Genomic DNA, 25,038 nt, shown 5'->3' on the forward strand with positions numbered 1-25,038 from the left:
ATACAGGCAATTGAGTAGAAAGGGACCGCTCTGATGAGAGCGGTCCCCTGAGGTTGATAAAATAACGTAAGGAACTGATAAAGGCGGTTGAGTGGAAAGGGACCGCCCTAGCCTGAGCGATCCCCTGAACCAGATTGATAAATGAACGTAGGAATCTAAAAAGGAATTAATAAAGGCAATTAAACTTTAGGCGCGGCTTCCAGTATTTCCGGATCTGCTTTGCCTGCATATTTTTCAAAGTTTTTGACAAATTGAGCGGCCAGGTCAGCAGCCTGTGCGTCATACGCGGCGCCGTCTGCCCAGGTATTGCGCGGGTCCAGTATTTCAGCGGGTACCCCCGGTACTGCTTCCGGAATGGCTACGCCGAATACTTCGTGATTTTTGTAGGCTGTTTTATCCAGTTCGCCTTTCAGCGCGGCCGTGATCATGGCGCGGGTAAAGCTGAGTTTGATACGGTTGCCGGTGCCGTAAGGCCCGCCGGTCCAGCCGGTGTTGATCAGCCATACGTTTACGTTGTGCCGGCGCATTTTTTCACCGAGCATCTGCGCATAACGGGCGGGGTGCAAGGGAAGGAACGGTGCACCGAAACATGCGCTGAACGTGGATTTTGGTTCCGTTACGCCCGCTTCCGTGCCGGCTACTTTGGCGGTGTACCCGGAAATGAACTGGTACATGGCCTGCCCGGGCGTCAGCCTCGAAATGGGAGGCAATACGCCGTAGGCGTCGCAGGTGAGGAAGAAAAGGTTTTTCGGCACCGCGCCCACGGAGGGTTCCTTGGCGTTGCTGATATAATGCAGGGGATAAGACACACGGGTGTTTTCCGTGATCTTTTTATCCGCATAGTTAACGGTATTGGTGCCGGGGAAGAAGCCGGTATTCTCCAGCAGCGCGCCTTCGCGGATGGCATGGTAGATGGCCGGTTCTTTTTCCTCGCTCAGGTCGATGGTTTTTGCATAACAGCCGCCTTCGAAGTTAAATACGGATGAAGGCGTCCAGCCGTGCTCGTCATCACCGATGAGCTTACGTTCGGGGTCCGCGCTGAGCGTGGTTTTGCCTGTGCCGCTGAGGCCGAAGAAAACAGCCGTATCGCCGTTTTTACCTTCATTGGCAGAGCAGTGCATGCTGAGCACGCCTTTGGTATGCGGCAACAGGTAGTTCAGAATGGTGAATACGCCTTTTTTGATCTCGCCGGTGTAAGCGGAGCCGCCGATGATGATCATCTTTTTGGTAAAGTTCACCAGGGAGAAGTTGTGCTGGCGGGTACCGTCCGTGGCGGGGTCCGCGTGCAGGCCGGGGGCCTGGATCACGGTCCAGTCAGGCTCGATGCTGTCCAGTTCTTCTTCCGCGGGGCGGATGAACATGTTGTAGGCGAATAAGTTGGCCCAGGGGGTTTCCGTGATCACACGGATGTTCAGGCGGTACTCAGGGTCCGCGCAGGCCTGGCAATCTCTTACCCAGATAGGTTTGCCGCTGAGATAACGGGTGATCTTCTGGTAAAGCCTGTCGAAGTTTTCGGGGGTGAACGGCAGGTTAAAGTCGTTCCAGTTCACGCTGTCAGCGGTGATGCTGTCTTTTACAATGAATTTGTCCTTGGGAGAACGGCCGGTAAACTCTCCTGTATTGACCATCAGGGCTCCGGTATCGCTCAGGCATCCCTGGGAAAGTGCCAGGGTTTGTGCTGTCAGCTCTTCCGGGGAGAGTTGGTAATGTGGGTCGGCTATGCTCTCTATGCCCAATTCCCGCAATTCCCTGAGTGTATCTCTAACACTGCTGATTTGCATAAAGAAAGATTGTTTTGGTGTATTGGCAAAACTATGACTTTTTTGATACTATCAAATTTTATGGGTGTTGCAACCTCTAAATTTGTAGAAATTCATACTTTTATACCGTCATTTTTAGATATTATTCAATTGCATCGATTTCAATTTGCCGGAAAATCAATAGAACAGCAGAATAATTATTTGTTAATACAACACCGGTTTGGGTTAATACAGTATAACTTTTGTGTTACGCACCGCTGCTGTACTGCAAAGCGTATGTTTTTGCCGGTTCCTGATTTTCCGGTAAGTTTGATCCTCCAAGACAAAAAAATCATCAATGAAGTACCTGCCACTCGATCAGAAGATCTTTATCAAGAACCGTGCACGGTTTACAGCTAAAATGCAGCCTGAATCCATTGCCATCTTCAATTCCAACGACGAACTGCCCACCAATGGCGACGCACTTCATCCTTTCCGTCAGAATGCAGACCTGTACTGGCTTACCGGTATAGACCAGGAAGATACCATGCTCGTGCTTTTTCCGGACAACCCGGACCCCAAGTACCGCGAAGTACTCGTGCTCGTACGGCCTAACGAACTGAAAGAAAAATGGGACGGCCACCGCCTCCGCCGCGAAGAAGCGCAAGCCGTTTCCGGGATAGAGACCATCGTATGGCTGGACAGCCTGGATGCCCTCCTGCAACCCTGGATCCACGAAGCCGTGAATATTTACCTCAACAGCAATGAAAATAACCGCAAGGCCAACCTCGTGCCCGTACGCGATTACCGCTACGCACAGGAGCTGCGCGCCCGTTACCCGCTGCACCATTTCCTCCGTTCCGCGCGTATCCTCAAAGAACTGCGCTCCGTTAAAACGGAAGAGGAAATAGCCGTGCTGCAAACAGCCATAGACATTACCGAAAAGACTTTCCGCCGATTATTGCAGTTTATCAAACCCGGTGTGTTCGAACACGAGATCCACGCCGAGATCCTGCACGAATTCCTGCGCAACCGCGCTACCGGCGAAGCTTACGGCTCCATCATCGCTTCCGGCGACAGGGCCCGTACCCTTCACTATGTAAGCAACAACCAGGAATGTAAAGACGGGGAAGTGATCCTGATGGACTTTGGCGCGGCCTACGGCGGCTACAATGCGGACCTTACCCGCACCGTGCCGGTAAACGGGAAGTTCACCGCCCGCCAGCGCGATGTATACAACGCCTGCCTGCACCTGCACAACTATGCGAAATCCATCCTGAAACCAGGCGTCACCATCGGTAAATACCATGAAATGGTAGGCGTGGAAGCGGGGAAAGAATTCGTCAAACTGGGGCTGCTCACGGATGCGGACATCAAAAACCAGGACCCCGAAGCGCCCGCTTACCGCAAATATCTTTACCATGGCATTTCCCACCACCTGGGTGTGGATGTGCATGACCTCGGGCCTTCCTTTTTCCAGCCTATCCCGGACGGCGCGGTGCTGACCGTGGAGCCGGGGATTTATATCGAAGAGGAAAAAATGGGCATCCGCATCGAAAACAACATCTGGATCAGATCTTCCGGTAATGTGGACCTCATGAAGAACATCCCGATCACTGCCGACGAGATCGAAGCCCTGATGAAAAAATAAAACTTACGGAAAATACAAAGACAGTCCCGGAAGCACCAGGCTTCCGGGACTGCTTTTTTTATAAATATCTAGTTATCAACAATAACGGTATTTTATTTATTGCATTATGCTACTGACATCCTGCTGACATCCTCCGACCATCCTCCGACCGTGTTCGGTCGTAGCAAGGGTTTGAGGTACTTTCGTCGGAGGATGGCCGGAGGTTCGTCGGAGGATGGCCGGAGGATGGGCGGACAATGGGGCCGATTCGCCGGGAAAAATGTATAACTTGCCCCGCTGAAGAAAACCGATCAATGAAACAGATTCCTAATATCCTTACGCTTTCCAATCTTTTTTGCGGCGCGCTGGCCATCATCTTCATCCTGCATGCGCCGGAATACATCGCGGAGTTTAATGGCACAGAATACACCGTTACCAATCCCGAACCCATCTACTGGGCTTCGGCACTGGTGGTGCTGGCCGGCATCATCGATTTCTTTGACGGGTTTGTGGCCCGGCTGCTGAAAGTATCTTCCGCGATGGGCAGGGAGCTGGATTCACTGGCGGACGTGGTGACTTTTGGCGTAGTGCCCGGCATGATTATGTTCCGCCTGCTGCGCAGCGCATACCTGCAAACTCCTGACGTATTTGACGTTTCTTACTTCAACCTGGCCCCCGCGCTGCTGGTGCCCTGTTTTGCCGCATACCGCCTGGCCGTGTTCAACCTGGATACCCGTCAGAGCGAACATTTTATTGGCGTACCCACGCCTGCCGTAGGGTTCCTGGTGGCTTCCTTCCCGCTGATCATGCTGTACAATCCTTACAACCTGGCGCACCTGCTGGAAAACGTATGGGTATTGTACGCCATCATTGCTGTGCTCTGTTACCTGATGGTGAGCTCGCATCCCATGATCAGCCTGAAATTCAAAAACTTCTCTGTAAAAGATAACTGGCCCCGCTTTTTGCTGGTGCTGCTGACGGTTGTGAGTATCCCCGTATTGAAGTACGCAGCGGTGCCTTTTGTGTTTATCGTTTACGTGGGGCTCTCCCTCGTAGTGCCTCCGAAGGCCAGCCATGGCTGATCCGCGAAATAGGTAAGCCGGAATTCGTAATAAATTGCTAGGTTTGCGTCTAAATTTTTTAGAAAAATGACATTTACTGCGCATATCAACGTGATGCCGTTGAAAGAACTGCTGGACCCTCAGGGTAAGGCTGTATTGGGCGGATTAAAGAACCTGGGCCTCGGAAATGTACACGACGTACGCATTGGCAAACATATTACCCTGCAGATTGAAGCTTCCAGCCGCGAAGAAGCGCAACAGATCGCCGAAAACGCCTGCCAGAAACTGCTGGCCAACCAGGTAATGGAATTTTACGAAGTTAATATTCAATAAACTTGTCCAGGCTTTACCTCATTCCTTCACCCATCGGCAACCTGGCGGACATCACTTACCGGGCCGTGAAAGTATTGGAGAGCGTGGAGCTGGTGCTGGCGGAAGATACCCGTACGTCGGGCATTCTGCTTAAGCATTACAATATCAACAAGCCTGTAACACCTTATCATCAGCATAACGAACATAAGGTGTTACAGCATCTTGTACAGCAGCTGCAAAGCGGCAAACAAATGGCCCTGCTCACAGATGCGGGCACACCGGGCGTTTCGGACCCGGGTTTCCTGCTGGTGCGGGAATGTATCCGCGAAGGAGTGCCGGTAGAATGCCTCCCCGGCGCCACCGCCTTTGTACCCGCACTGGTAAACAGCGGCATCCCCATGAACCGCTTTGCCTTTGAAGGTTTCCTTCCTCCCAAAAAAGGCCGTCATACTTTACTCACACAACTTTCTACGGAAGAACGCTGCATGGTGTTCTACGAATCTCCCCACCGCCTGGTGAAAACGCTGGAAGATTTTATCCAGTACTTAGGGCCGGACAGGCAATGCTGCGTGTCCCGCGAGCTGACCAAAATGTTTGAAGAGAACAAACGCGGTACGCTCCGGGAAGTATGCGACTACTTCAACGAAAAAGGCGTGAAGGGTGAGATCGTGATCATCGTGGAAGGGTTTACCGGGAAGTAATCAATAAAACACCGCAATTTCCTCCAACGTTTTTCTTTTCAGATCGGGCACCCAGCACTCCGCCGCGGGATAACCCACCGGCACCAGCAAAAACGCTTTTTCATTTTCAGGCCTTTCCAATAATTCCGCGAGAAAATTCATCGGGCTGGGCGTATGCGTGAGCGCCACCAATCCGGCGTTGTGAATCGCGGTGAGCAGGAAACCCGCCGCAATACCGATGCTTTCCTGCACGTAATAGTTGTTGTGTTTGTGACCGTCCGGCTCCGGCTCGTAAATGCGTTTGAAAAGAATGATCAGCCAGGGAGCGGTTTCGAGAAACGGTTTGTCCCAGTTGGTTTGCAAGGGCCGCAGATCTTTCAGCCACTCTTCGCTCATGCGGTTGTGATAACTTTTGTATTCTTCTTCTTCGGCTGCCGCGCGGATCTTTGTTTTTAATACAGCGTCCTGCACGGCGCAGAAAGTCCAGGGCTGCTTGTGTGCGCCGCTGGGCGCGGTGCCGGCGGAGAGTAAAATGTTTTCGATCACTTCGCGGGGAACGGGGTTGGGGGAGAAGTCGCGCACGGTCCGCCGTTTGTCCATCCAGTGCAGCATTTCATGAGATCTGCGGATCATATCGGGAGGCGGATACGTGTCGTGCGTATAGTCCACGAAGGGAAAACCGTCGATGATTTTTTGGGTGGGCATAGCCAGGTTGTTTTGGTATGATTGATGATTTCAATTTATTGAATTTTTTTGTAGATTGAATTTTATTACCTAATATTACAGGGAGCATTAAGTAGACTTTTAGAATAGTAGCATTACCCCAAAGGAAAAAAGCATAACAAAGAGAGTAGCATAACCCCGGTTTCATTTAACATATAGCAGGACCCCATAAATCTTAAATCAATGATTGATCAGGTATTGAGCGCAATCATTAGTAAGCTGAACACTTATATCGGTACCCTTGACCCTGAGGTAACCCCCGGGAACATCTCCTTTGCCGACGCGTTTCAGGATACACCTTCACAAAACCTGTCCGACAAGATCGTGGTGTCTGTTGTAAATATCCAGCAGGAGGAAAGCCTGCGCAACATCCCATTCCGCCGTACCGTGCAGGTGGCGGGCTTACCCCAGGGTGTTGAGCAGCAGGGCGAAATTTACCTGAATGTATATGTGTTGTTCAGTGCGAACAAAAACAATTACCTCACGGCATTGCAGCGCATATCGCAGGTGATCGCGTTTTTTCAGCGGCAGTTCGTTTTTACCCCGGCGGATACGCCCGTGCTCTCGGCCCTTAACCTGAACAAACTCATCTTCGACCTGTACAGCACACGATTTGAAGAGCTGAACCAGCTGTGGAGCGTGATGGGAGGGAAGTACATTCCTTCGGTTATCTACAAGATGCGCATGGCTGTGATACAAGACGCTCCGGTGAGCGATGCAGGCATTATTACCGAGATCAATTTACAATCCCAGATACTGAGTACACAAACTGAATAGCATTCCGTTATGGAAAAAATTGTTTGGAGATATACCCCCGAATTCAGGATCAGCATCCGTATAAACGGTGCGGATCCGGGAGAAACCTTCCGCCTGCGCCCATCCCCGGCCAGCGCTGACATGATCCGTAATTACGGGTTGCTCACCAGGCCTATACCCGGCGGGCTGATGGCGTATATGAAACAGCATCACAACGGTACCACCTGGGTGCCGGCGGTGCCTATCACCCAGCCAATACTTTTTTCATTCTGGCTGACAGTTGCCAACGGTACACCTTTCCCCTCGATAGATTTTTTTGAGCAGGGCACGCAGCAATTGGGAAGAAAAATATTTTATGCGAATAATCTTTCCGCTGCCGGCGCCATTGATACGAACCTGGCCGCAAATACCGTGGTGCTTACCGCCGCCGCTGCCGCGGGCAACGCGGAACGCGGCGCGCTGAGCGGCCTGCTGCTGTCCAAACGTGTAACGCCCGGAGCGTTCACACAGATAAGGGCGGGAAAAATTGCCGCCGGCGCACCGGTGAGTTTTACACTGAACAGTCCTATCGCCGCCACCCAGGAGCTGGTAGGCCTCGATCTCCGGCTGCTGCCCAAAGGCGCGTACGTAGTGCGTCTTGAAGGCGGCGCACCGGTGGAAGAACGCGTCGTGTTCGACCAGGTGGCCGCAGGCGGGCAGGTGAGCGGCATGATCGATCTATATAAAAATGCATGGCATATGGCTCCGCAGCCGCGGGAATACAGCATTAATTTCTTAAGTACTTGATTAAACTGATTGCACATGTTAAATCTAGCAAACCTCAAAACACCCGGCGTATACATCGACGAGGTGCCTAAGTTTCCGCCCTCCGTGGCGCAGGTAGAAACGGCCATTCCCGCATTCATCGGGTACACCCGTTTAACCACCCTCAACGGGGAATCCCTCATCAACAAACCGGTGCGCATCACTTCCCTCGTGGAATACGAAGCCATTTACGGCGCGCGGTTCGAAACATTCACCGCTGCGATGAACACCGTTACCGGCGTGAATGTGGTAGCTACCCCGCCTGTTGCGCCCACCGCCCTGTACAGGATGTATTATTCCCTGCAGATGTATTTCTCCAATGGCGGAGGCCCCTGCTACATTGTTTCCATCGGAGCTGACACTACCAATCCCACCACACTGCTGAACCACACCGCCGGGCTTGCAGCCATCGGCAAGGAAGACGAGCCTACACTGCTGGTGTTCCCCGACGCGCTTTCACTTGCGCGCGGTGATTTCTATAACCTGTACGGCCTTGCGCTGGCGCAATGCGCGGATCTGAAGGACCGCTTTGCCATCATCGACATCTTTAACGGCCACCTGGATTATACGATCCCCGCCGGTGACAACGTGATAGATGATAATACGAACGGATTCCGCACGCTCATTGGCAACAGTAACCTGCCATACGGTGCGGCCTATTACCCGCAGCTGGAAACTTCGCTGTCATTCAACTACAACGAAGAAGCCGTGACCATCACCGGCACGCTGAACGGCGCGCCTGTAGTCGCCAACTCCGTGCTGCGCATATTTGAGCCCGCGAATGCGGCCGCGGAAGCGCGCTCGTTGTACCATGTAGCCAATAAACTGTACCACGAAATCAAAAATACCATTACCGCCATGCCGCTGGTACTGCCGCCGAGCAGCACCATTGCCGGTATCTACGCCACGGTGGACGGTACGCGCGGCGTGTGGAAAGCGCCCGCAAATGTGAGCCTCCGTTTTGTACGCCGCCCGATGGTGGCTGTGGACGATGCTTCACAGGAAAACCTGAACGTACATACGACAGGAAAATCCGTGAACGCGATCCGCACTTTCAGCGGCAAAGGCGTGCTGGTATGGGGCGCCCGTACGCTCGCCGGCAACGACAACGAATGGCGTTACGTGAGCGTCCGCCGGTTCTTCAACATGGTGGAAGAATCCACCAAAAAAGCGACAGAGCCATTTGTGTTTGAGCCGAACGACGCGAATACCTGGATAAAAGTGCGCGCGATGATCGAGAACTTCCTCATCCTGCAATGGCGCGCGGGCGCACTGGCAGGCGCGAAACCAGAACATGCCTTTTACGTAAGCGTGGGGCTGGGGCAGACCATGACCGCGCAGGACATCCTGGAAGGCAGGATGATCGTGGAAATAGGCATGGCCGTAGTACGCCCTGCAGAGTTCATCGTACTCCGCTTCAGTCATAAAATGCAGGAATCTTAATCATTAATAATCTGAACGATCATGGATTATAAAACCCCGGGCGTATTTGTAGAGGAGCTGCAGCTTATTCCCCCTTCCGTAGCCTCCGTAGCCACGGCCATCCCGGCCTTCATAGGCCATACGGCCGTCACGGCGGACGCGAAAGGCGCCACCCTGGTGAATGTGCCCATCCGCATCACGTCTATACTGGAATACACCACTGTATTCGGCGGCGGGTATTCTCCCGCTTCGTATTCGATCAGGACGGACGCACAGTTCAACATCACCAGGATCACGCCGGTGAACGGAAGAAGGTATCACCTCTTTGACGCCATGCAGCATTACTTCGATAATGGCGGCGGCCCCTGCTACATCGTGACGGTGGGCAACTACACCGCCGATATCATACTCGGCACGGCCACCACCGGCCTGCTGGGCGGCCTCAAAGCCCTTGAAAAAGTGGATGAGCCTACCCTGCTGGTGTCCCCGGACAGCGTGTCACTGCACCTGCCGGACGGCACGCCGGATTATGTGAACGGCGGCAACTTCCACCAGGCGGTGATAGAACAATGCGCACGCCTGCAGGACCGCTTCGGCATCCTGGACCTGCTCGGTGGTGGCCTCGCCCTGAACCATGCGGACAATCCCGTTCTGAAATTCAGGACAGGCGTGGGCAACCAGGAATTAAAATATGCGGCGGGATATTACCCATGGCTGCAGACATCTTACCTGAAAGACATCAGTTTTTCCCAGCTCAATATCGTGGACAATGCGGATGCCGCCGTGCCGGATGCAACCATAGACACCATGACGGGGAACCCCGTGCTGGATGCACTGGTGACGGACCTGCGTGCGCGTATTCTCGAAGAGAACCGTGTGTTTGGGAAAATAGCAGCCCCTGTGCTGAACCGGGGCAACTTCAACCCGATGTCCGCCCACCTCACCGGGCTGCGCGCGGACGTGGTGAACGCGGGCAATGCAGCACAGGCGCGTACTAATTTTAACGCGCTGATCACTTTCGTGCGCAGCCTCGCCCTTTCCCTCCGCGACCTGGAAGATGACGCCGGCAATTCGCCCGCCATGATCCATGTGATCGCCGGGCTGAAAGCCAACACGGCCCTCCGCACGCAGATCATCAACCTCATTTCTTTTGAAAAGAACCAGCACGTACGTTCTTCCGTAGCCGCGGCGCGCACAGAAATAAACGTGGATGGGGACTATGTGCTGCTGGATACGCAGGACTGGGTGGCAGGCGCAGCCATCAGCACCATCGGCCCCAACGGCACTAACTTCGACGGCGGCTCCGTGCAGGCCACAGCCATCAACGCCGCGAATGCCACGATGCTGCAAACCGCGTTCGAAGCCATTTCCGGCGCTTACGTAGCCATCCTGCAGGACGCCATTTTCAGAACGGACCAGGCACAGCAGCAGCTGTTCCTCAAACACCCCTTCTTTAAAGCCGTGTACGAACGCGTACGCGTGGAAATGAGCCTGCTGCCGCCTTCAGGCGCAGTGGCGGGAATCTATGCCGCTACAGACCGCTCCAGGGGCGTGTGGAAAGCTCCCGCGAACGTGAGCCTCCGCTCGGTGGTAACCCCGGCGTACAAACTCACGGACCAGGAGCAGAGCACGCTGAACGTGCATGAGACCGGCAAATCCATCAACGCCATCCGCGCGTTCACGGGCAAAGGCATTCTCGTATGGGGCGCGCGCACGCTCGCGGGCAACGACAACGAATGGCGTTACATCAACGTAAGGCGTTTCTTTAATTACGTGGAAGAGTCCACCAAAAAAGCATCCGAGCCTTTTGTATTTGAAGGCAACGATGCCAATACCTGGGTACGCATCCGCGCAATGATAGAAAACTTCCTGACGCTGCAATGGCGGCAGGGCGCCCTGGCCGGAGCCACTACCAAACAGGCTTTTTACGTGAAAGTGGGGCTGAACGAAACGATGACCGCGCAGGACATCCTTGAAGGAAGACTGATCGTGGAAATAGGCATGGCGGCCGTTCGCCCTGCGGAATTCATCATCCTCCGCTTCAGTCACAAAATGCAGGAATCTTAATCACCATTGATAACTAACATCCAAAAACCATAAGTTATGGCGAATTATCCGCTTCCCAAATTCCACTTCCAGGTTGAATGGGGTGGTGCCAGCATCGGGTTCACAGAAGTATCCGGGCTTGACGTACAAACCGACCCCATCGAATACCGCGACGGTGCCAGCCCTGAATATGTGAAGACCAAAATGCCCGGTATGCAGAAGTTCAGCAACATCACCATGAAACGCGGCAGCTTCAAAGGCGACAACGAATTTTACACCTGGTGGAATACCGTAGCCCTCAATACCATCGAACGCCGCAACGTTACCATCAGCCTGCTCAATGAAAACCATGAGCCGGTAATAGTATGGAAGGTGAAAAACGCCTGGCCCATCAAAGTGCAAAGCACCGACCTGAAGGCTGACGGCAATGAAGTAGCCATAGAATCCATAGAACTGGTACATGAAGGTCTTGTGATCCAAAACGAATAACAGTTATGTCTGCATTTGATACCCCGCAGGTCGGGTTCCATTTCCTGGTGCTGTTCGAAATACTGCCCCAGTTTCCCAACGATGTGCGTTTCCAGGAAGTATCCGGGCTGAGCGTGGACATCGAGATGGAAACGAAGCCGGAAGGCGGCGAGCACCGGTTTGTACACAACCTGCCCGTGCGCACGAAGTACAGCGATGTAACGCTGAAGCGGGGAAAGTTCCTCGGTTCCGGCATCCTGCACTGGGCCAGGCAGGCGATAGACGAATTTAAGTTCAAACCGAGCAACGTCATGATCTCCCTCATGAATGCGGATCACGTGCCTTTGTACAACTGGTACCTGATCAACGCCATTCCCAAAAAACTGGAGATCAGCGGCATCAACGCCGGCAGCAACGAGATAGTAGTGGAAACGCTGGTACTGTCGTACCAGTACTTCAAATACTACGATCCCGTAAGCGTGGCGCTGGACCTGGCGGCAGGGTTTACCGCATCGGTAGATATCGGTATCAGTATTTAAAACACGCACACATGCCCATAGAAATCCGGGAACTGGTGATCCGCGCACGCGTGGAAGAAAGCCCGCAGTCAAACGGCGGCGGCAACGGCGGCTCATCTCCCCAGAGAGGCATGAGCGCCGCCGATATGGAGAAGATCGTAGCCATGTGCGCGGAAGAAGTGATGAAAGCACTCAAACAACAAAAAGAACGATAAACAATGTTTGATTCCTTATTTGGCACCGGCAAGCTTGAGAAGATGATCATCGTCGCCTTCCTGCCCCCTCAGAACGCGGGAGACGCTCCCGTGCTGAGCGTTGCGGATGAGGACAAATACAGCGTGCAGGTGAACCCGGACAATTACACCATCAACTACCAGGTGAATTACGACCGCGCGCCCGCTCCCGGCAACTCCGCCAGCGAAGCCAAATACGTAAGCACATCGCCCCCCGCGCTGGAATTTACTTTCCTGTTCGACGGCACCGGTGTGATACCGCCGCCCGCCGGCCCCCTGGACAATGTGCCTATCGCAGGCGCCGTGGCCGGCCTCTTCAGCGGCGAAGAACCTTACGACGTGACCAAAGAGCTGCAGAAGTTTGCCAAAGTGGTGTACACCTTCGACAGCAGCGGCCACTCGCCCAGGCGGGTACAGCTCACCTGGGGCAAGCTGGTGTTTGAAGGCGTGCTGGGCAGTCTTTCCCTAAACTATAAACTCTTCGGCCCCGATGGTTCGCCGCTCCGCGTGGAAGCGCGCGCCAGCTTCGAAGGTTCCATTTCAGATATGCTGCGCGAGCTGGAGGAAAACAAAAGCTCGCCCGACCTTACCCACGTGCGGAAAGTAGTGGCCGGAGACAACATCCTGCTCATGAGCAACGGCATATACGGCACGCCCGACTATTACATCGAAGTAGCGAAAGTGAACAAACTTTTCAATTTCAGGCAACTCAAGGCAGGAAAGGAAATCTTTTTCCCTCCCGCTAAAAAGACAAAACCATGAGCGGCACAGGATTATTACCGATAGATCAGGATACAGGCCTGGTAACCTTCACCATAAACGTGAACGGCCAGCCCCTGCCCGGCGATATTCCCGTGCATTCCATTACCGTGCACAACGAAGCAAACCGCATCCCCTCCGCCTGCCTCATTGTATCGGACGGCGACGCGGCGCTGGGAGACTGGCCGGTAAGCAACCAGGATTTTTTCCTTCCCGGCAACGAAATAGAGATACTGGCCGGTTACCGCATGGTGGATGAAGTGATCTTTAAAGGCATCGTAACCCGCCATTCCATCCGCGTGCGCCAGCAACGGTCCGAAATGGTGATAGAATGCCGCGACAAGGCCGTAATGCTCACCATTGGCCGCAACAGCGCCGTGTACGAAGAAATGAAGGACAGCGACATCGCTTCCACGATCCTCGATAAAGAAGGGCTCACCGGCGATGTGGAAGATACTCCCGTGACCCATGCTGAAATGGTTCAGTATGATTGCACGGACTGGGATTTCCTCATCAGCCGCATCGAATCCGTGGGCTTTATTACCATCGCCCATGAGGGAAAAATAGACGTCAAAAAACCATTGGTGGAACCCACCGCGCTGGCTACGCTCCGTTACGGCACGAACCTCATCGAGTTCGACGCGGAGATAGACGGCAACAATCAATACGGCAGCGTAAAGGCCCAGGCATGGGACCCTGCCGGCCAGGCCCTCCTGGAAGCGGAAAGCAACGATCCCGGCTGGACCACCCCCGGAGATCTGGACCCCGCCGAATTCGGTATCCCGCTTTTCACCGTCCGGCAGACCGGCAGGATGAGCGAGGAAGAAGTGCAGAACTGGGCGGATGCCCGCGCATTGCGCAGCCGCATGGCTTTTATGTGCGGCAGGGCCAGGGTGCAGGGATTCTCCAAGGCGCTGCCGGGCATTACCGTGGCGCTGGAAGGACTGGGCACCCGTTTCAACGGCATGGGCTGGGTGAGCGGCGTACGCCACGAGATCAGCTATGGCAACTGGCTTTGCGATCTCCAGCTCGGCATGACGCCGGAGCTGCACGCTGAAAAATTTCATGTACAGGCCAAAGCGGCGGGCGCATTGCTACCCGGCATCAACGGCCTGCATATCGGCATCGTGACCGCCCTGGAAGGCGATCCCGAAGGCGAAGGGCGCATCCGTGTAAAAGTCCCGTCTGTGGACCTGGAAGGCGAAGGCACCTGGGCGCGTGTATCCACCCTGGATGCGGGCAGCTCCCGCGGCAGCTTTTTTTTGCCGGAAGTGGATGACGAAGTGGTGGTAGGTTTCCTGGACGACGATCCGCGTTACCCAATCGTACTGGGCGGGCTGAACAGCAGCGCAAAAGCTTCAGCACTCACCGCCGCGGACGATAACCACGAAAAAGGGTTCACTACCCGCAGCGGAATGCGCCTACTTTTTAACGACGACAAAAAAACACTCACTATAGATACCCCCGGCGGCAATATGATCGTGATGGACGAAGACGCGAAAGAGATTAAAGTGGAAGACCTGAACGGGAACAAGATCGTAATGTCCAAAGACGGTATCACCATCGAAAGCGCGAAAGACCTGGTCATGAAAGCATCCGGCAGCGTGAAGATGGAAAGTTCGACAGGATTTGAAGTAAAGGCGGGCACACAGTTCAAGGCGGAAGGATCCGCCGGTATGGAGATCAGTTCCAGCGCCAATACGGTGATCAAAGGCACAATGGTCATGATAAACTAAATAACGATGTCATTAGCAGCAAGAGTAGGCGATATGCACGTTTGTCCCATGGTGACGGGAACGGTGCCCCATGTGGGCGGCCCTGCCCTGCCTCCCGGCGGCACTACGGTAATGATAGGAGGGGTGCCTGCCCTGCGTGTGGGAGACATGTGCACCTGCACCGGCCCGCCGGATACGGTCGTGAAAGGTTCTGCCACGGTGATGATCGGCGGGGCGCCCGCGGCCAGGATGGGGGACAGCACAGCGCATGGCGGTTCGATAGTGATAGGCTGCCCCACGGTGCTGATAGGAGGATGAAAATGTTTTTGATATAAAGAATAACAACTGTTTTGTGTTCCACGAAAAGTGAAGATTGACCTCAAAGAATAAAATTGTTTTGCGATGCCCCAGGAAAATGCTTTTCTCGGAAGAGGATGGAGCTTTCCGCCCGTCTTTTCCAAACTGGACAAAGAAGTAAAAATGCTGGAAGCGGAAGAAGATATCCGCAGCAGCATCTCCCTGATCCTTTCCACGGAGCTGGGCGAGCGCGTGATGCAACCCGGTTTTGGCTGGAAGCGGGACCGCTGGATCTTCGAATCCCTCGGCACCACTACCGCCACCGCCATCCAGCATGAGATCAAAACAGCCCTTCTGCTGTACGAGCCCCGGATAGACCTGAACGAAGTGAAACTGTTACCTGAAGACAGGGAAGCCGGCAAAGTGAGCATTCACGTGGATTATACCGTAAGAAGCACGAACAGCCGCAGCAACCTGGTATTTCCTTTCTATCTAACTGAAAAGTAACATGAGCATTACCAGTAAAAATATCTTTCAGTACCTGCTGTCCACCGACGGCGTGAACCAGACCGCCCGCGTACAGCCGGCGCTGGATCCCGGCACGGTGAAGATAGACGGGCGTACAACCAGCGAACTGGTACGCTTTGTACACCAGATGGCCACGCAGGTAAGTTTTTATGATGAGAATAAAATGCCGCAGGGTGACTGGCAGGCGTTTTTTGACCTGTTGAAAAACATGGGCGAAAACGAGTTGCAATCCTTCCTCACCAATACCCGCGACCTTACACCCCACCTGGCCCTGCTGATGGCATATCTCCGCATATACGCCGTTGCGCGGGATGATATGAACCTGCTGACCAAAAAACGCCTGGACTATTATTACGAAGAAGTATTGCAGCTCAGGAGAAACCCCGCCACGCCGGACCAGGTGCATGTATTGTTCGAGCTGGCTAAAACCGCCGCGCCGCTGCTGGTAAAAGCCGGCACCCTGCTGGATGGTGGCAAAACCGCTACCGGCCTGCCGCTGCAATATTCGCTGAACAACGACATCGTGATCACACAGGCCAGCGTGGGAATGCTGCGCAGCAGTTTTACAGAATATTCGATCAACAACAAAGGCATCGTATTCAAAGCGGACGACGCCACCCTGGTGCTGAACAACACCGCCACCGCCTTCAGGCCTTTCGGCTCGCAGCAGCTGTCATCCCCGGTGGAGTCCAGGCAGATGCAGGTCGCTTCCCTGGGCTGGGCTGTGGCTTCGCCCAACCTGTTCCTCGCGGAAGGTGCCCGTACCATCCTGATGAAATTACGCCTGAAGTCCATTCCCGGGTACAAACATCCCTTGCAGATATTTTCCCCTTTCTTCGAAACACAACTGACATCAGAAAAAGAATGGCTGAAGAGCGGGATGGAAACCAAAGTGGAACTGAAGCCGGACCTGACCGTTCCCAACCAGTCGGATACCTTGCAGAACGACTTTACACTGGAGGTGACCGTGACCCTGAACGAATCGCTGCCCGCCGTTACGGCTTACAATGAAGCCATACACGCGGGATCGTTCAACACTGCCTGGCCGGTGATGAAAGTGCTGCTGCTGCCGGATAGTTTCCTGATGGAGACGTTCAGGAACTTCACCGTGGAAAGCGTATCGGTGGGGGTGAGCGTAAAAGGAATGAAGAACCTGGTGATGCAGAACGACCAGGCCATCCAGCCTTCGGACAAACCCATCCTCCCGTTCACCGCGCAACCGCTCATCGGCTCCAACTTCTACATTGGCAGCAACGAGATATTCAGCAAAACGCTGAAGTCGCTGAACATAAAACTGGAATGGCAGGATGCTCCGGCGGACTTCGGTTCGCATTATGCGAACTACGGCAGCAATGAAGAACTGAGCGCCACCAGCTTCCACGCCGCTATAGACCTGCTCAGCAGCCGCAACTGGAACACGCGCCTGCTGCACACTTTCCCGATCTTCGACGCCGCCAATACCGCGAACCCGAAAGACCTCACCGTCAGCGAATTCACCTTCTCACTCAAGACGGCCAACGCGCCTTTTGTACGCGACCCCTTGCTGCAGCTGGGATCAGGTTTTACCAATACTATAAACCAGGGCTTTTTGCGCGTGGTGCTTACCGGTCCCACCAAAGAAGAACTGGGCAATACAACCGCGGAGGCGCCCTTTGAAGCCTTTGGCCACAAAGCGTTTTCAGCGGCCTATACCAAACAGGTGATCGCGCTGAGCAAACACACCGGCAGCAGCCTCACCGCGCCGAAACTTCCCAAGCCGCCCTATACACCCACGCTGAAGACGGTGACCATGGACTATTCCGCAGTGGATGTATTCCGCCCGGACGCACCCAACGGTATCGACCAGTTCTTTTTACAGGACGTGTTCGGCCCGGCTGAATCACAAAAAAGCGACACTGCCCCATTGATACCCGCGCAGCCCGGAGACGGAGCGCTGTACATCGGCCTGAAAAACGCCAATGCGCCGCAATCCGTATCGCTGCTGTTCCAGATAGAAGAAGGCAGCGTGGAAGGCGATGCGCTTTTGAACAGCGGCGATCTCCGCTGGAGTTACCTTGCCGGTCAGCGCTGGCAGTCCATAGCTGTTGCGGACATACTCGAAGAAAGCACCGGCGGCCTGCAGAAGCCCGGCATCATCCGGCTGAACATGGGCAGGGATGCATCTATCCAGCATAGCCTGATGCCCGCGGGTATGCGCTGGCTCCGTGTGCACGTGGTGGACAATCCCGGCGGCGCGGCGGCTATCGGAAAGATATTCACGCAGGCGGGCACAGCCACGCTGGTGCTGCCTGAAGGCGGCGCCGGTTATGAATCTCACCTGGCATCGCCGCTGGCGCCCAATACCGTCGCGAAGCTGGTGCGCAAGGTGCCCGCTTTGAAAAAAGTCACGCAGCCTTACCCGTCCTTTGGCGGGCAGCATCCGGAAGCGGATACGGCATTTTACCGCCGCGTGAGCGAAAGGCTCAGGCATAAGAACCGCGCGGTGTCCGGCTGGGACTACGAAAAATTATTACTCGAATATTTCCCCGAGATCTTCAAGGTGAAATGCCTGCCGCATACGGACAACGAAGACTGGTTCAGGCCGGGCAACGTACGCCTGGTAGTGGTGCCGGACTGGCGGCAGCGCCCCACCGGCGATCCTCTTCAACCGAAAGTAAATCTCCAGCGCCTGCGCGAGATAGGCACCTATATGAACGAAACGTTCACCTCGCCTTTTGTAAAACTGCACGTCACCAATCCGGTGTACGAAACGCTGCTGGTAGATTGTAAAGTGAGTTTCCATCCTGAGTTCGACCCCGGCTACTATGCCGTGGTGCTGGAAGAAGAGATCAAAAAATTCCTCAGTCCCTGGGCATACCGCGAAGGCCAGGATATTATGTTCGGCGGCAAACTGCATGCATCAGAAATACTCGCTTTTATAGAAGGCCGGGAGTACGTGGATTTTATCGTGGACTTTGAACTGTACCACCGGCACAACAGCAATGTGGGCGGGGGTATAGGAGAGATGCAGATCGGCACGGACTTTATCATCGGGTTCTCGCTGGAGCCTTCCGTGGCGGATACGATTACGGGGCTGGGTGGCAAAGCGATAGGAGTGGACTTTGTGATAGGCGAGCCCGTGGACGTGGCCGCGGCCACAAGGCCGGATACCATCCTGGTATCCAATACCGCGCACCGTATTGAAGCGTTGCAGGCAGGCGCATCCGTTTGCCAGGGCACGCAGATCGGCATCGGGCAGATGATCATAGGACTTGATTTTATCATTATTTCATAATTGTTTAAAAACTTTCATCATGGCGGAACGTAGTAAAACCCATTTAAAACAGGAGTTCAGAGATGGGGAACGCCCAACCGGAGCAGATTTTGGAGATCTTATAGATTCCTTCGTCAATAAGCTGGACGACGCGGTAACCGTGGACCCGGTGAACAGGAACCTCAATATCCCCGCCGGCCTCAACCTGGCGGACGCTACTGTTGGTAAACCCGGCACGCTGCGCTTCAACGCCGGCAACGTGCAGTTCTTCAACGGCGCGGTATGGGGAAATGTAGGCGGCAACAGCGGTCCATTCCTTCCTGTAACAGGCGGTCCTCACTTCGCATATGCAGGAGGCAATATCGGCATCGGCAACTTTCCCGCGCCTCCCCTGAACCGGCTGGACGTGAACCTCGGCAGCAACGACGTTGCCGGTGAACGCGTACGCTTCGGCACTGCGGTGATCAGCAACGGCCAGGGCGGCTCAGCCAACCAGGCACAGTTTGCACATTTAAACCAGGCCAACGGCAACAATACTTTCGCATTGCGGCAGGGGCCTAATGGTGATGTGAACATCAACGCGCCGGCAGGCCAGCCCATCGCTTTTACGCATAGCCGCCTTACGCCCCGCCTGCATATTGATACGAACGGTATTGTGATCATCGGCAGCCAGTCCGTATTAGCGACTACGGACGCCACACACCTGTTGCAGGTACATGGCCATGCCGCCAAATCGGTAGGCGGCGGCACCTGGTTCGCCGTGTCTGACGAACGCGCCAAACAGAACGTGCGGAACTTTGAAGATGGCCTGGAAAAACTCATGAAGGTGAGGACCGTACGTTTCAACTACAACGGCAAATACAATACAAGCCCCGAATCAGAAGAGTTTGGCGTGATAGGGCAGGAGATCCGCGAGATATTCCCCTACATGACAAATACAGGCGCCATTACAGATGATGGTTCCAAAAAAGAAGAAGACCTGGTGATGTTCAACAGCAGCCCGCTCATCTTCGTGATGGTCAACGCGATACAGGAACTTACACAACGTGTGCAAAGCCTTGAAGCGCGCCTGAAAAAACTCGAAGGAAAAAAATAACCCATGGACGAAGTAACCCACATCTTTGCCGGGCCGCCGGAGATGAAGAGCCAGGATTTCGCCTTTCTCCGCGAAGAAGGCATGAAGCTCCTGCGCAGTGTGGCATCCGCCAGCTGGACGGATCATAACCTCCACGATCCCGGCATTACGCTGCTGGAAGCGTGCTGTTATGCCATCACCGAAATGGGATTAAGAAGCGGCATGCCCATGCGCGACCTGCTGGCCAGCGATGCAAACGGCCGCTCACAGGATTTTGTGACGGCGGCAAACATCCTGCCGGTAGCGCCTATCACCCAGAGGGATATACGAAAGATCCTTATCGATCACCCGATGGTGCAGAATGCATGGGTATTTCCGCTGGAATCCGAGCCGGCCGGCAAGATCAAGGTGCTGCTGGAGTTCGCGGACAAACAGCTGAACAGCAACAATTTCGCGGTAACCGTACTGCCGCCGCTGCTGGGCTTTGATGTGGAAGTGGATGTGGCACTGCCTTTCTGGGACGAAGAAGAAGCGCTCCCGTTCAGCGAAAACGTAACATTACAGAATGTAACTTTCCAGGCCTTCGCCCCGGGCGTGTTCTGGACGCCGATTGAAGGCACCACTTCTTATTTCGCCCGCATCACCGTACAATACCAGCCATCCGTTGGCCCCGTTACAAACCGGGACCTCACCGTGGTGGCGCAGATCAATACCCAGCTGGCCGATCCGCTCGCACAGATACCGCTCGTGCTGAACGAGCTTATGATCACCATCGATACGCTGGGAGATAACTCCCCGGCGGATCAGACCCTGCTGAAACAATACAACCGCTGGGTGACCCGGGCGAACAATGCCATGAAGACCATCCAGCGCCATATGGCCGCGTACCGTAACCTCTGCGAAGACTTTACCGCATTCAAAGCGGTGAGGTTGCAGGAAGTAGCCGTTACCGCCAATATCGACGTGAATGCCGGCGTGATCCTTGAAGAACTGCTGGCGGACATCCTGCTGAGCATAGACCGTTACATCACCCCCGTGAACCTGTTCCGCGGCCTGACCGACCTGCAGCAGGTACTGGAAGCGGACGATATCTTCGAAGGCCCGCAAATGGCCACCGGCTTTTTGCCGGACGATGCACTGACCGCCACCAATCTCCCCGAACATGTATTCACCTCGGACATTCTGCGTCTCATCCTCCAGCATCGCGACCAGCGCGGCACGGACGTAGAGCAGCGTGAAGATGTGACCAGCCGCCGCATCAGCGCGGTACGTAATCTCAACCTGGCATTGTTCATGGACAACCGCGTGATCACCACCAATGCACGCGATGCGCTCTGCCTGATCAACAGCCAGCAGCACATACCGCACCTCAGCCCCACCAAATCGAAGATCGTGTTTTACAGGAACGGGCTGGCCATGCCATACGATCTCAACCAGGCCATCACCATGTTTGAAGAACGGAAGCAGGAGCAACTGAACAGTCCCGTTACAGGGCCTGATGATATTGCGCTGCCTACCGGAGACAATTACCCCGTATCATCTTATTACCCGATCCAGCAGGATCTGCCGGTGGTGTATGGCGTAGGATACGCCGGCCTGCCGGATTCCGCCACGCTGGCCCGCCGCGGGCAGGCATTGCAGCTGCAAGGGTATCTTTTCTTTTTTGAACAGCTTACAGCAGGCCTCGCCAGCCAGCTGGGCAACCTGAATGCGATTTTTTCAGCCGCACCGGATGAGGAAAGAACGATATTCCAGCAACCATTGTACAACCTTCCACAGATAGAACAATTGCTGCGCGGGTACAATCCCGGCGGCAGTTTCGACGCCTTCAAGAACGACGAAAATAACAGCTACCGCACGGCGCTGAGACAGGCTTCCGAAAGCAAAGACCAGTTCCTCATCCGCCGGAACCGCGTGCTGAATCACCTGCTGGCGATGTTTGGAGAAGATATGTACGACACCACTTCGCTGGCGTACCATGAGGCTTCCATTGTACCAAACGCAGCATCCCTGTTGCTGCCGCAACTGCTGCAGATACAGCAGGCGCAGCGCGATCAGGCTTCTCAACAGCTGATCCGCGAAAAGTCCGCTTTCTTCAGGGATCTCCCTTCCCTCAGCAGGCACAGGGCGCAATCGTTCGGCAATCCTGTGTGGAATGCCGCGCACCTGTTACAGATATTTCCCACGCAGGGCGCCTTTGGCTGGAACCTGCTGGATGCTTCAGGAGCGCCCGTGCTGCGTCACGCGGCGCCAGTGCCCTCCGAATCCATTGCCCGTATGAACGCCGCTACTGCCATGGCGCTGGCGAAGTTCAGCACGAACTTCAGCACACAGGTGGAAGGCGCTTCCCTACGCGTGCTGCTGAAGGCGCATCCTGAAGAAGATGCCGTAGCGATAAGCCCGGCTGTATTCCCCAATCCCGCCGCCGCCACGGTAGCCATCAACGCCGCTGTGGATGCAATGTTGCAGCATTGGAGGATCTATTCGCTCACCCCGCTGGAGCGCCGCCTGCATCACCTGCTGGAAGTAGTGGTGAAAGAGCGCAGGCCGCTGCTGTTCCTGCCGGGTGTTTATTTTGAAATTTACGACGAACCGCCGCCCATCCAGAAGATGTTCAGGTTGTGGTCGCTGCCGGGCTTTGCCGGCGTGGAACTGCTGAGGAGCACAGACGGATACACGGCAGCTACGGACCCACTGGCCGTTGCCGCCGCCGAAGCTGCTATCCAGACCACCATCAGCCGCGGTTTGCGTTATGATAATTTTGTGATCACACAGTCCGGCCCCAACTTTTTTGGCGTGGAGCTGCGCCTGCAGGACGGGACGCCCATTGCCGAAGCACCGGCGGTATTCGCCACCATGGCGCAGGCCAAAACGGCGGTGATGCAGATATGGCAACATCTTCACCGCTTTATGAGCGCGGAAGGTTTTTATATGGCCGAGCATCTGCTGCTTGCACCAAAAGACCTGCCCATCACACAGCTGGTGATCCCGGAAGTGAAGGACCCGTATTCATTCCAGGTAACTTTTGTATTCCCTTCAGGATATGCGCAGAACTTCAGCGGCGGCCCGCGGGAACTTTCGCGGCCTGAAAAATACCGTGACCCTGAGTTTCGCAAACATTCGGAGCAGCAGGTCCGCAAAAGCTGCCCTTCTCACATCCTTCCGCGCGTATTGTGGGTGGACCGTGAATTGCCCGCAGCACCGGCGAACTCGCCAGGCTTCGGGAATTTCGAAACCCGGTACCGCGCCTGGCAGGAAGCATGGATCGCGGACGAAACCAATGAAACAGTAATACGGCCATTGCGGAATTCGCTGGTGACAATGCTTAATCTTATTTACGAAGACCTTGAAAACGGATAAACATATCATTCAGAAACAGGTGTTCGAAATGCGGGGCTATAGCAAACGGCCCGGTTTTGAATGGGAGCAGTCTGTGGCGGACCACCACAGGACTGTCATTGCGCCTGGCATTGAAGAATGTTTTGACGCTTTGCCTTCTACAGATGAGCACCTGATCATCGATTCCATTGATATCGACCTGGGTGTATTTACCCATGAGAGTTTTGTAAAAGAAGCGCGCGAACGCCTGGTACGTTTACTGGGTGAGTGTTTGCAGGAGTGCGGGAAAAAGGCGGCGGCTTCCCGGGCAACATCGGCGGATGAGATAACCGCGAAGGCAACCGGAAGCAGCATATATGAAAAACCGCCTTTGAATCAACTTCCTCCCGAAAGAGTGCTCAGCGGCGGAATGGTGGATGGGGAGGCGTTGTTGTGCTTCCTGGAAGAAGGTGTATTGCCCTGGTGGTTCACCGGAGGAGAAAGACTTTTTAAGGTGTCCATTTTTAACCAACATCTTGTTTCCCGGTTAAGCCGGTTGCTGCTGGAAGATGAAGCAGCCATGATCAGGGCCGTGAATCACTTTACGGATGAAATGATGCTGGCGTTTTTGAAACAGTGCGGCAGGGACGATGCCTTTGCCGGGAAGGAGTGGGAGATGCTGGCAACTGTTGCGCGGAAATATCCGCAGGTATTCCCTGTTTTCCGCCAGCGCTTCTGGATGGAAAAGATATATGCCACGCGGGAAATGTTTTCCGGGCAAACGATTGTAAAACTATTTACAACTTTTAATAAGGAATTCGTTACTGACATTTATTCGGAATGCCAAAAGGATAAAGCTTTTGAGCATTATACTGTTTCCCTGGCGCCATTGGCGGAGAATAAAAAAGAGCAGCTTAAAAGAACAACGCAGGAAGAAGAAAAAAAACATTCCAAAAAAGAAAGTGCATCAGATGATGTAGCTGATATCCCCAAACGGAAAAAAGATAAAAAACAAGCGCCTGTAAACCCGCCGGAGGACAAACATATAACGGATGGGAATACCGGTGAACAACTGAAACATTCCCGCCAGCATAACAAAGAAACGCAGGATACGCCATCCCGCGCTGAAAGGAGGGAAGAAGAAACGCCTCATTTCCCCGTAGCTAAGAAAATAACACTGGATGAAGCGGTATATGTGGAAGCGGCAGGTCTTGTGCTGTTACACCCCTTCCTGTCGGAGCTGTTCAGCAGCACCGGTCTTTGGAAAAACAACGAATGGGTTTCACCGGGGGCGCCGTTCAGGGCCGTACAACTTATGTCGTTCCTGACCTACGGTGCTGAGGAAGTACCGGAGTACAGGCTGGCATTCCATAAAATACTGGCAGGCATGGATGTAACCACGCCATTGCCCGCGGAAGCGCCGCTGTTGCCCGAAGAAACCGCCACCTGTACGGAATTGCTGGAAGCAGTGCTGAGCCACTGGACCGCGCTTCGCAATACCGGTGTGGACGGCCTGCGGGAAGGATTTCTTGTGCGCAACGGGAAAGTGGAGCAGACTCCCAAAGGCATCAGACTGGACGTGGAACGACTTGCGCAGGACGTGCTGCTGGCGCGCCTGCCATGGGGTTATTCCACCGTGAAGCTGCCCTGGCTGGAACCACTGCTGGTGGTGAACTGGATGTAGAACTAAAACAAAAACCA

General features: G+C 54.4%; 21 protein-coding genes. 19 read left to right on the forward strand and 2 right to left on the reverse strand.

Going from position 1 to position 25,038, the window contains the following annotated elements; all coding sequences use genetic code 11:
* Positions 1-179 precede the first annotated feature (179 nt).
* Positions 180-1,781 (reverse strand): phosphoenolpyruvate carboxykinase (ATP), encoded by a 1,602-nt coding sequence (pckA, locus tag EG028_RS22080; RefSeq protein ID WP_120518555.1) that lies wholly within the window; start codon positions 1,779-1,781, stop codon positions 180-182.
* Between the two features lie 316 nt (positions 1,782-2,097).
* Here pckA and EG028_RS22085 point away from each other — a divergent pair, with 316 nt between their 5' ends.
* The 4 genes from EG028_RS22085 to rsmI all read left to right on the forward strand — a co-directional run bounded on the left by EG028_RS22085 (position 2,098) and on the right by rsmI (position 5,443).
* Positions 2,098-3,390 (forward strand): aminopeptidase P N-terminal domain-containing protein, encoded by a 1,293-nt coding sequence (locus EG028_RS22085; RefSeq protein ID WP_120518554.1) that lies wholly within the window; start codon positions 2,098-2,100, stop codon positions 3,388-3,390.
* A 293-nt stretch (positions 3,391-3,683) separates the two neighbouring features.
* Positions 3,684-4,451 (forward strand): CDP-alcohol phosphatidyltransferase family protein, encoded by a 768-nt coding sequence (locus tag EG028_RS22090; protein WP_120518553.1) that lies wholly within the window; start codon positions 3,684-3,686, stop codon positions 4,449-4,451.
* 66 nt (positions 4,452-4,517) lie between these two features.
* Entirely contained in the window at positions 4,518-4,763 is a 246-nt protein-coding gene (gene purS / locus EG028_RS22095; RefSeq protein WP_120518552.1) for a phosphoribosylformylglycinamidine synthase subunit PurS, read from the forward strand.
* A 2-nt stretch (positions 4,764-4,765) separates the two neighbouring features.
* Positions 4,766-5,443 (forward strand): 16S rRNA (cytidine(1402)-2'-O)-methyltransferase, encoded by a 678-nt coding sequence (gene rsmI / locus EG028_RS22100; protein WP_120518551.1) that lies wholly within the window; start codon positions 4,766-4,768, stop codon positions 5,441-5,443.
* Here the strand turns inward: rsmI and EG028_RS22105 are convergent, their stop codons facing one another.
* On the reverse strand, positions 5,444-6,127 hold the full coding sequence (locus EG028_RS22105; RefSeq protein WP_120518550.1) for a nitroreductase family protein: 684 nt from the start codon (positions 6,125-6,127) through the stop codon (positions 5,444-5,446).
* 201 nt (positions 6,128-6,328) lie between these two features.
* Between EG028_RS22105 and EG028_RS22110 the strand changes: the two genes are divergently transcribed.
* From EG028_RS22110 to EG028_RS22180, 15 genes are all read left to right on the forward strand, one after another.
* Positions 6,329-6,922, forward strand: a complete 594-nt coding sequence (locus EG028_RS22110; RefSeq protein ID WP_120518549.1) for a DUF4255 domain-containing protein — start codon at positions 6,329-6,331, stop codon at positions 6,920-6,922.
* A gap of 9 nt (positions 6,923-6,931) precedes the next feature.
* Positions 6,932-7,687: a hypothetical protein gene (locus tag EG028_RS22115; protein WP_120518548.1), complete on the forward strand. Its 756-nt coding sequence runs from the start codon at positions 6,932-6,934 to the stop codon at positions 7,685-7,687.
* 15 nt (positions 7,688-7,702) lie between these two features.
* The gene (locus EG028_RS22120; RefSeq protein WP_120518547.1) at positions 7,703-9,148 is read left to right on the forward strand and encodes a phage tail sheath family protein; all 1,446 of its coding nucleotides are present in this window, start codon (positions 7,703-7,705) and stop codon (positions 9,146-9,148) included.
* 21 nt (positions 9,149-9,169) lie between these two features.
* The gene (locus tag EG028_RS22125; RefSeq protein WP_120518546.1) at positions 9,170-11,194 is read left to right on the forward strand and encodes a phage tail sheath family protein; all 2,025 of its coding nucleotides are present in this window, start codon (positions 9,170-9,172) and stop codon (positions 11,192-11,194) included.
* Between the two features lie 36 nt (positions 11,195-11,230).
* Positions 11,231-11,662, forward strand: coding sequence for a phage tail protein (locus tag EG028_RS22130; protein WP_120518545.1), 432 nt, complete (start codon positions 11,231-11,233; stop codon positions 11,660-11,662).
* Between the two features lie 5 nt (positions 11,663-11,667).
* Positions 11,668-12,180, forward strand: coding sequence for a phage tail protein (locus EG028_RS22135; protein ID WP_120518544.1), 513 nt, complete (start codon positions 11,668-11,670; stop codon positions 12,178-12,180).
* An 11-nt stretch (positions 12,181-12,191) separates the two neighbouring features.
* The gene (locus EG028_RS22140; protein ID WP_120518543.1) at positions 12,192-12,374 is read left to right on the forward strand and encodes a DUF5908 family protein; all 183 of its coding nucleotides are present in this window, start codon (positions 12,192-12,194) and stop codon (positions 12,372-12,374) included.
* 3 nt (positions 12,375-12,377) lie between these two features.
* Positions 12,378-13,154 (forward strand): CIS tube protein, encoded by a 777-nt coding sequence (locus tag EG028_RS22145; protein ID WP_120518542.1) that lies wholly within the window; start codon positions 12,378-12,380, stop codon positions 13,152-13,154.
* Positions 13,151-14,887, forward strand: a complete 1,737-nt coding sequence (gene vgrG / locus EG028_RS22150; protein ID WP_120518541.1) for a type VI secretion system tip protein VgrG — start codon at positions 13,151-13,153, stop codon at positions 14,885-14,887. Before EG028_RS22145 ends, vgrG begins: the two co-directional genes overlap by 4 nt.
* Positions 14,888-14,893: 6 nt before the next feature.
* On the forward strand, positions 14,894-15,184 hold the full coding sequence (locus EG028_RS22155) for a PAAR domain-containing protein (RefSeq protein ID WP_120518540.1): 291 nt from the start codon (positions 14,894-14,896) through the stop codon (positions 15,182-15,184).
* Between the two features lie 84 nt (positions 15,185-15,268).
* A complete protein-coding gene (locus EG028_RS22160) occupies positions 15,269-15,670 on the forward strand; it encodes a GPW/gp25 family protein (protein ID WP_120518539.1) in 402 nt (133 codons plus the stop codon).
* A gap of 1 nt (position 15,671) precedes the next feature.
* A complete protein-coding gene (locus tag EG028_RS22165) occupies positions 15,672-18,965 on the forward strand; it encodes a baseplate J/gp47 family protein (protein ID WP_120518538.1) in 3,294 nt (1,097 codons plus the stop codon).
* 19 nt (positions 18,966-18,984) lie between these two features.
* Positions 18,985-20,040 carry a tail fiber domain-containing protein gene (locus tag EG028_RS22170; RefSeq protein ID WP_120518537.1) on the forward strand — a complete coding sequence of 352 codons (1,056 nt, stop codon included), beginning with the start codon at positions 18,985-18,987 and terminating at the stop codon, positions 20,038-20,040.
* Positions 20,041-20,043: 3 nt separating this feature from the next.
* A complete protein-coding gene (locus EG028_RS22175) occupies positions 20,044-23,379 on the forward strand; it encodes a hypothetical protein (protein ID WP_120518536.1) in 3,336 nt (1,111 codons plus the stop codon).
* Positions 23,366-25,021, forward strand: a complete 1,656-nt coding sequence (locus EG028_RS22180; RefSeq protein ID WP_120518535.1) for a contractile injection system tape measure protein — start codon at positions 23,366-23,368, stop codon at positions 25,019-25,021. The genes EG028_RS22175 and EG028_RS22180 overlap by 14 nt, the downstream gene beginning before the upstream one ends.
* Positions 25,022-25,038: the final 17 nt, after the last annotated feature.

This window comes from Chitinophaga barathri (assembly GCF_003807585.1).
In the GTDB taxonomy this organism is placed as follows: domain Bacteria; phylum Bacteroidota; class Bacteroidia; order Chitinophagales; family Chitinophagaceae; genus Chitinophaga; species Chitinophaga barathri.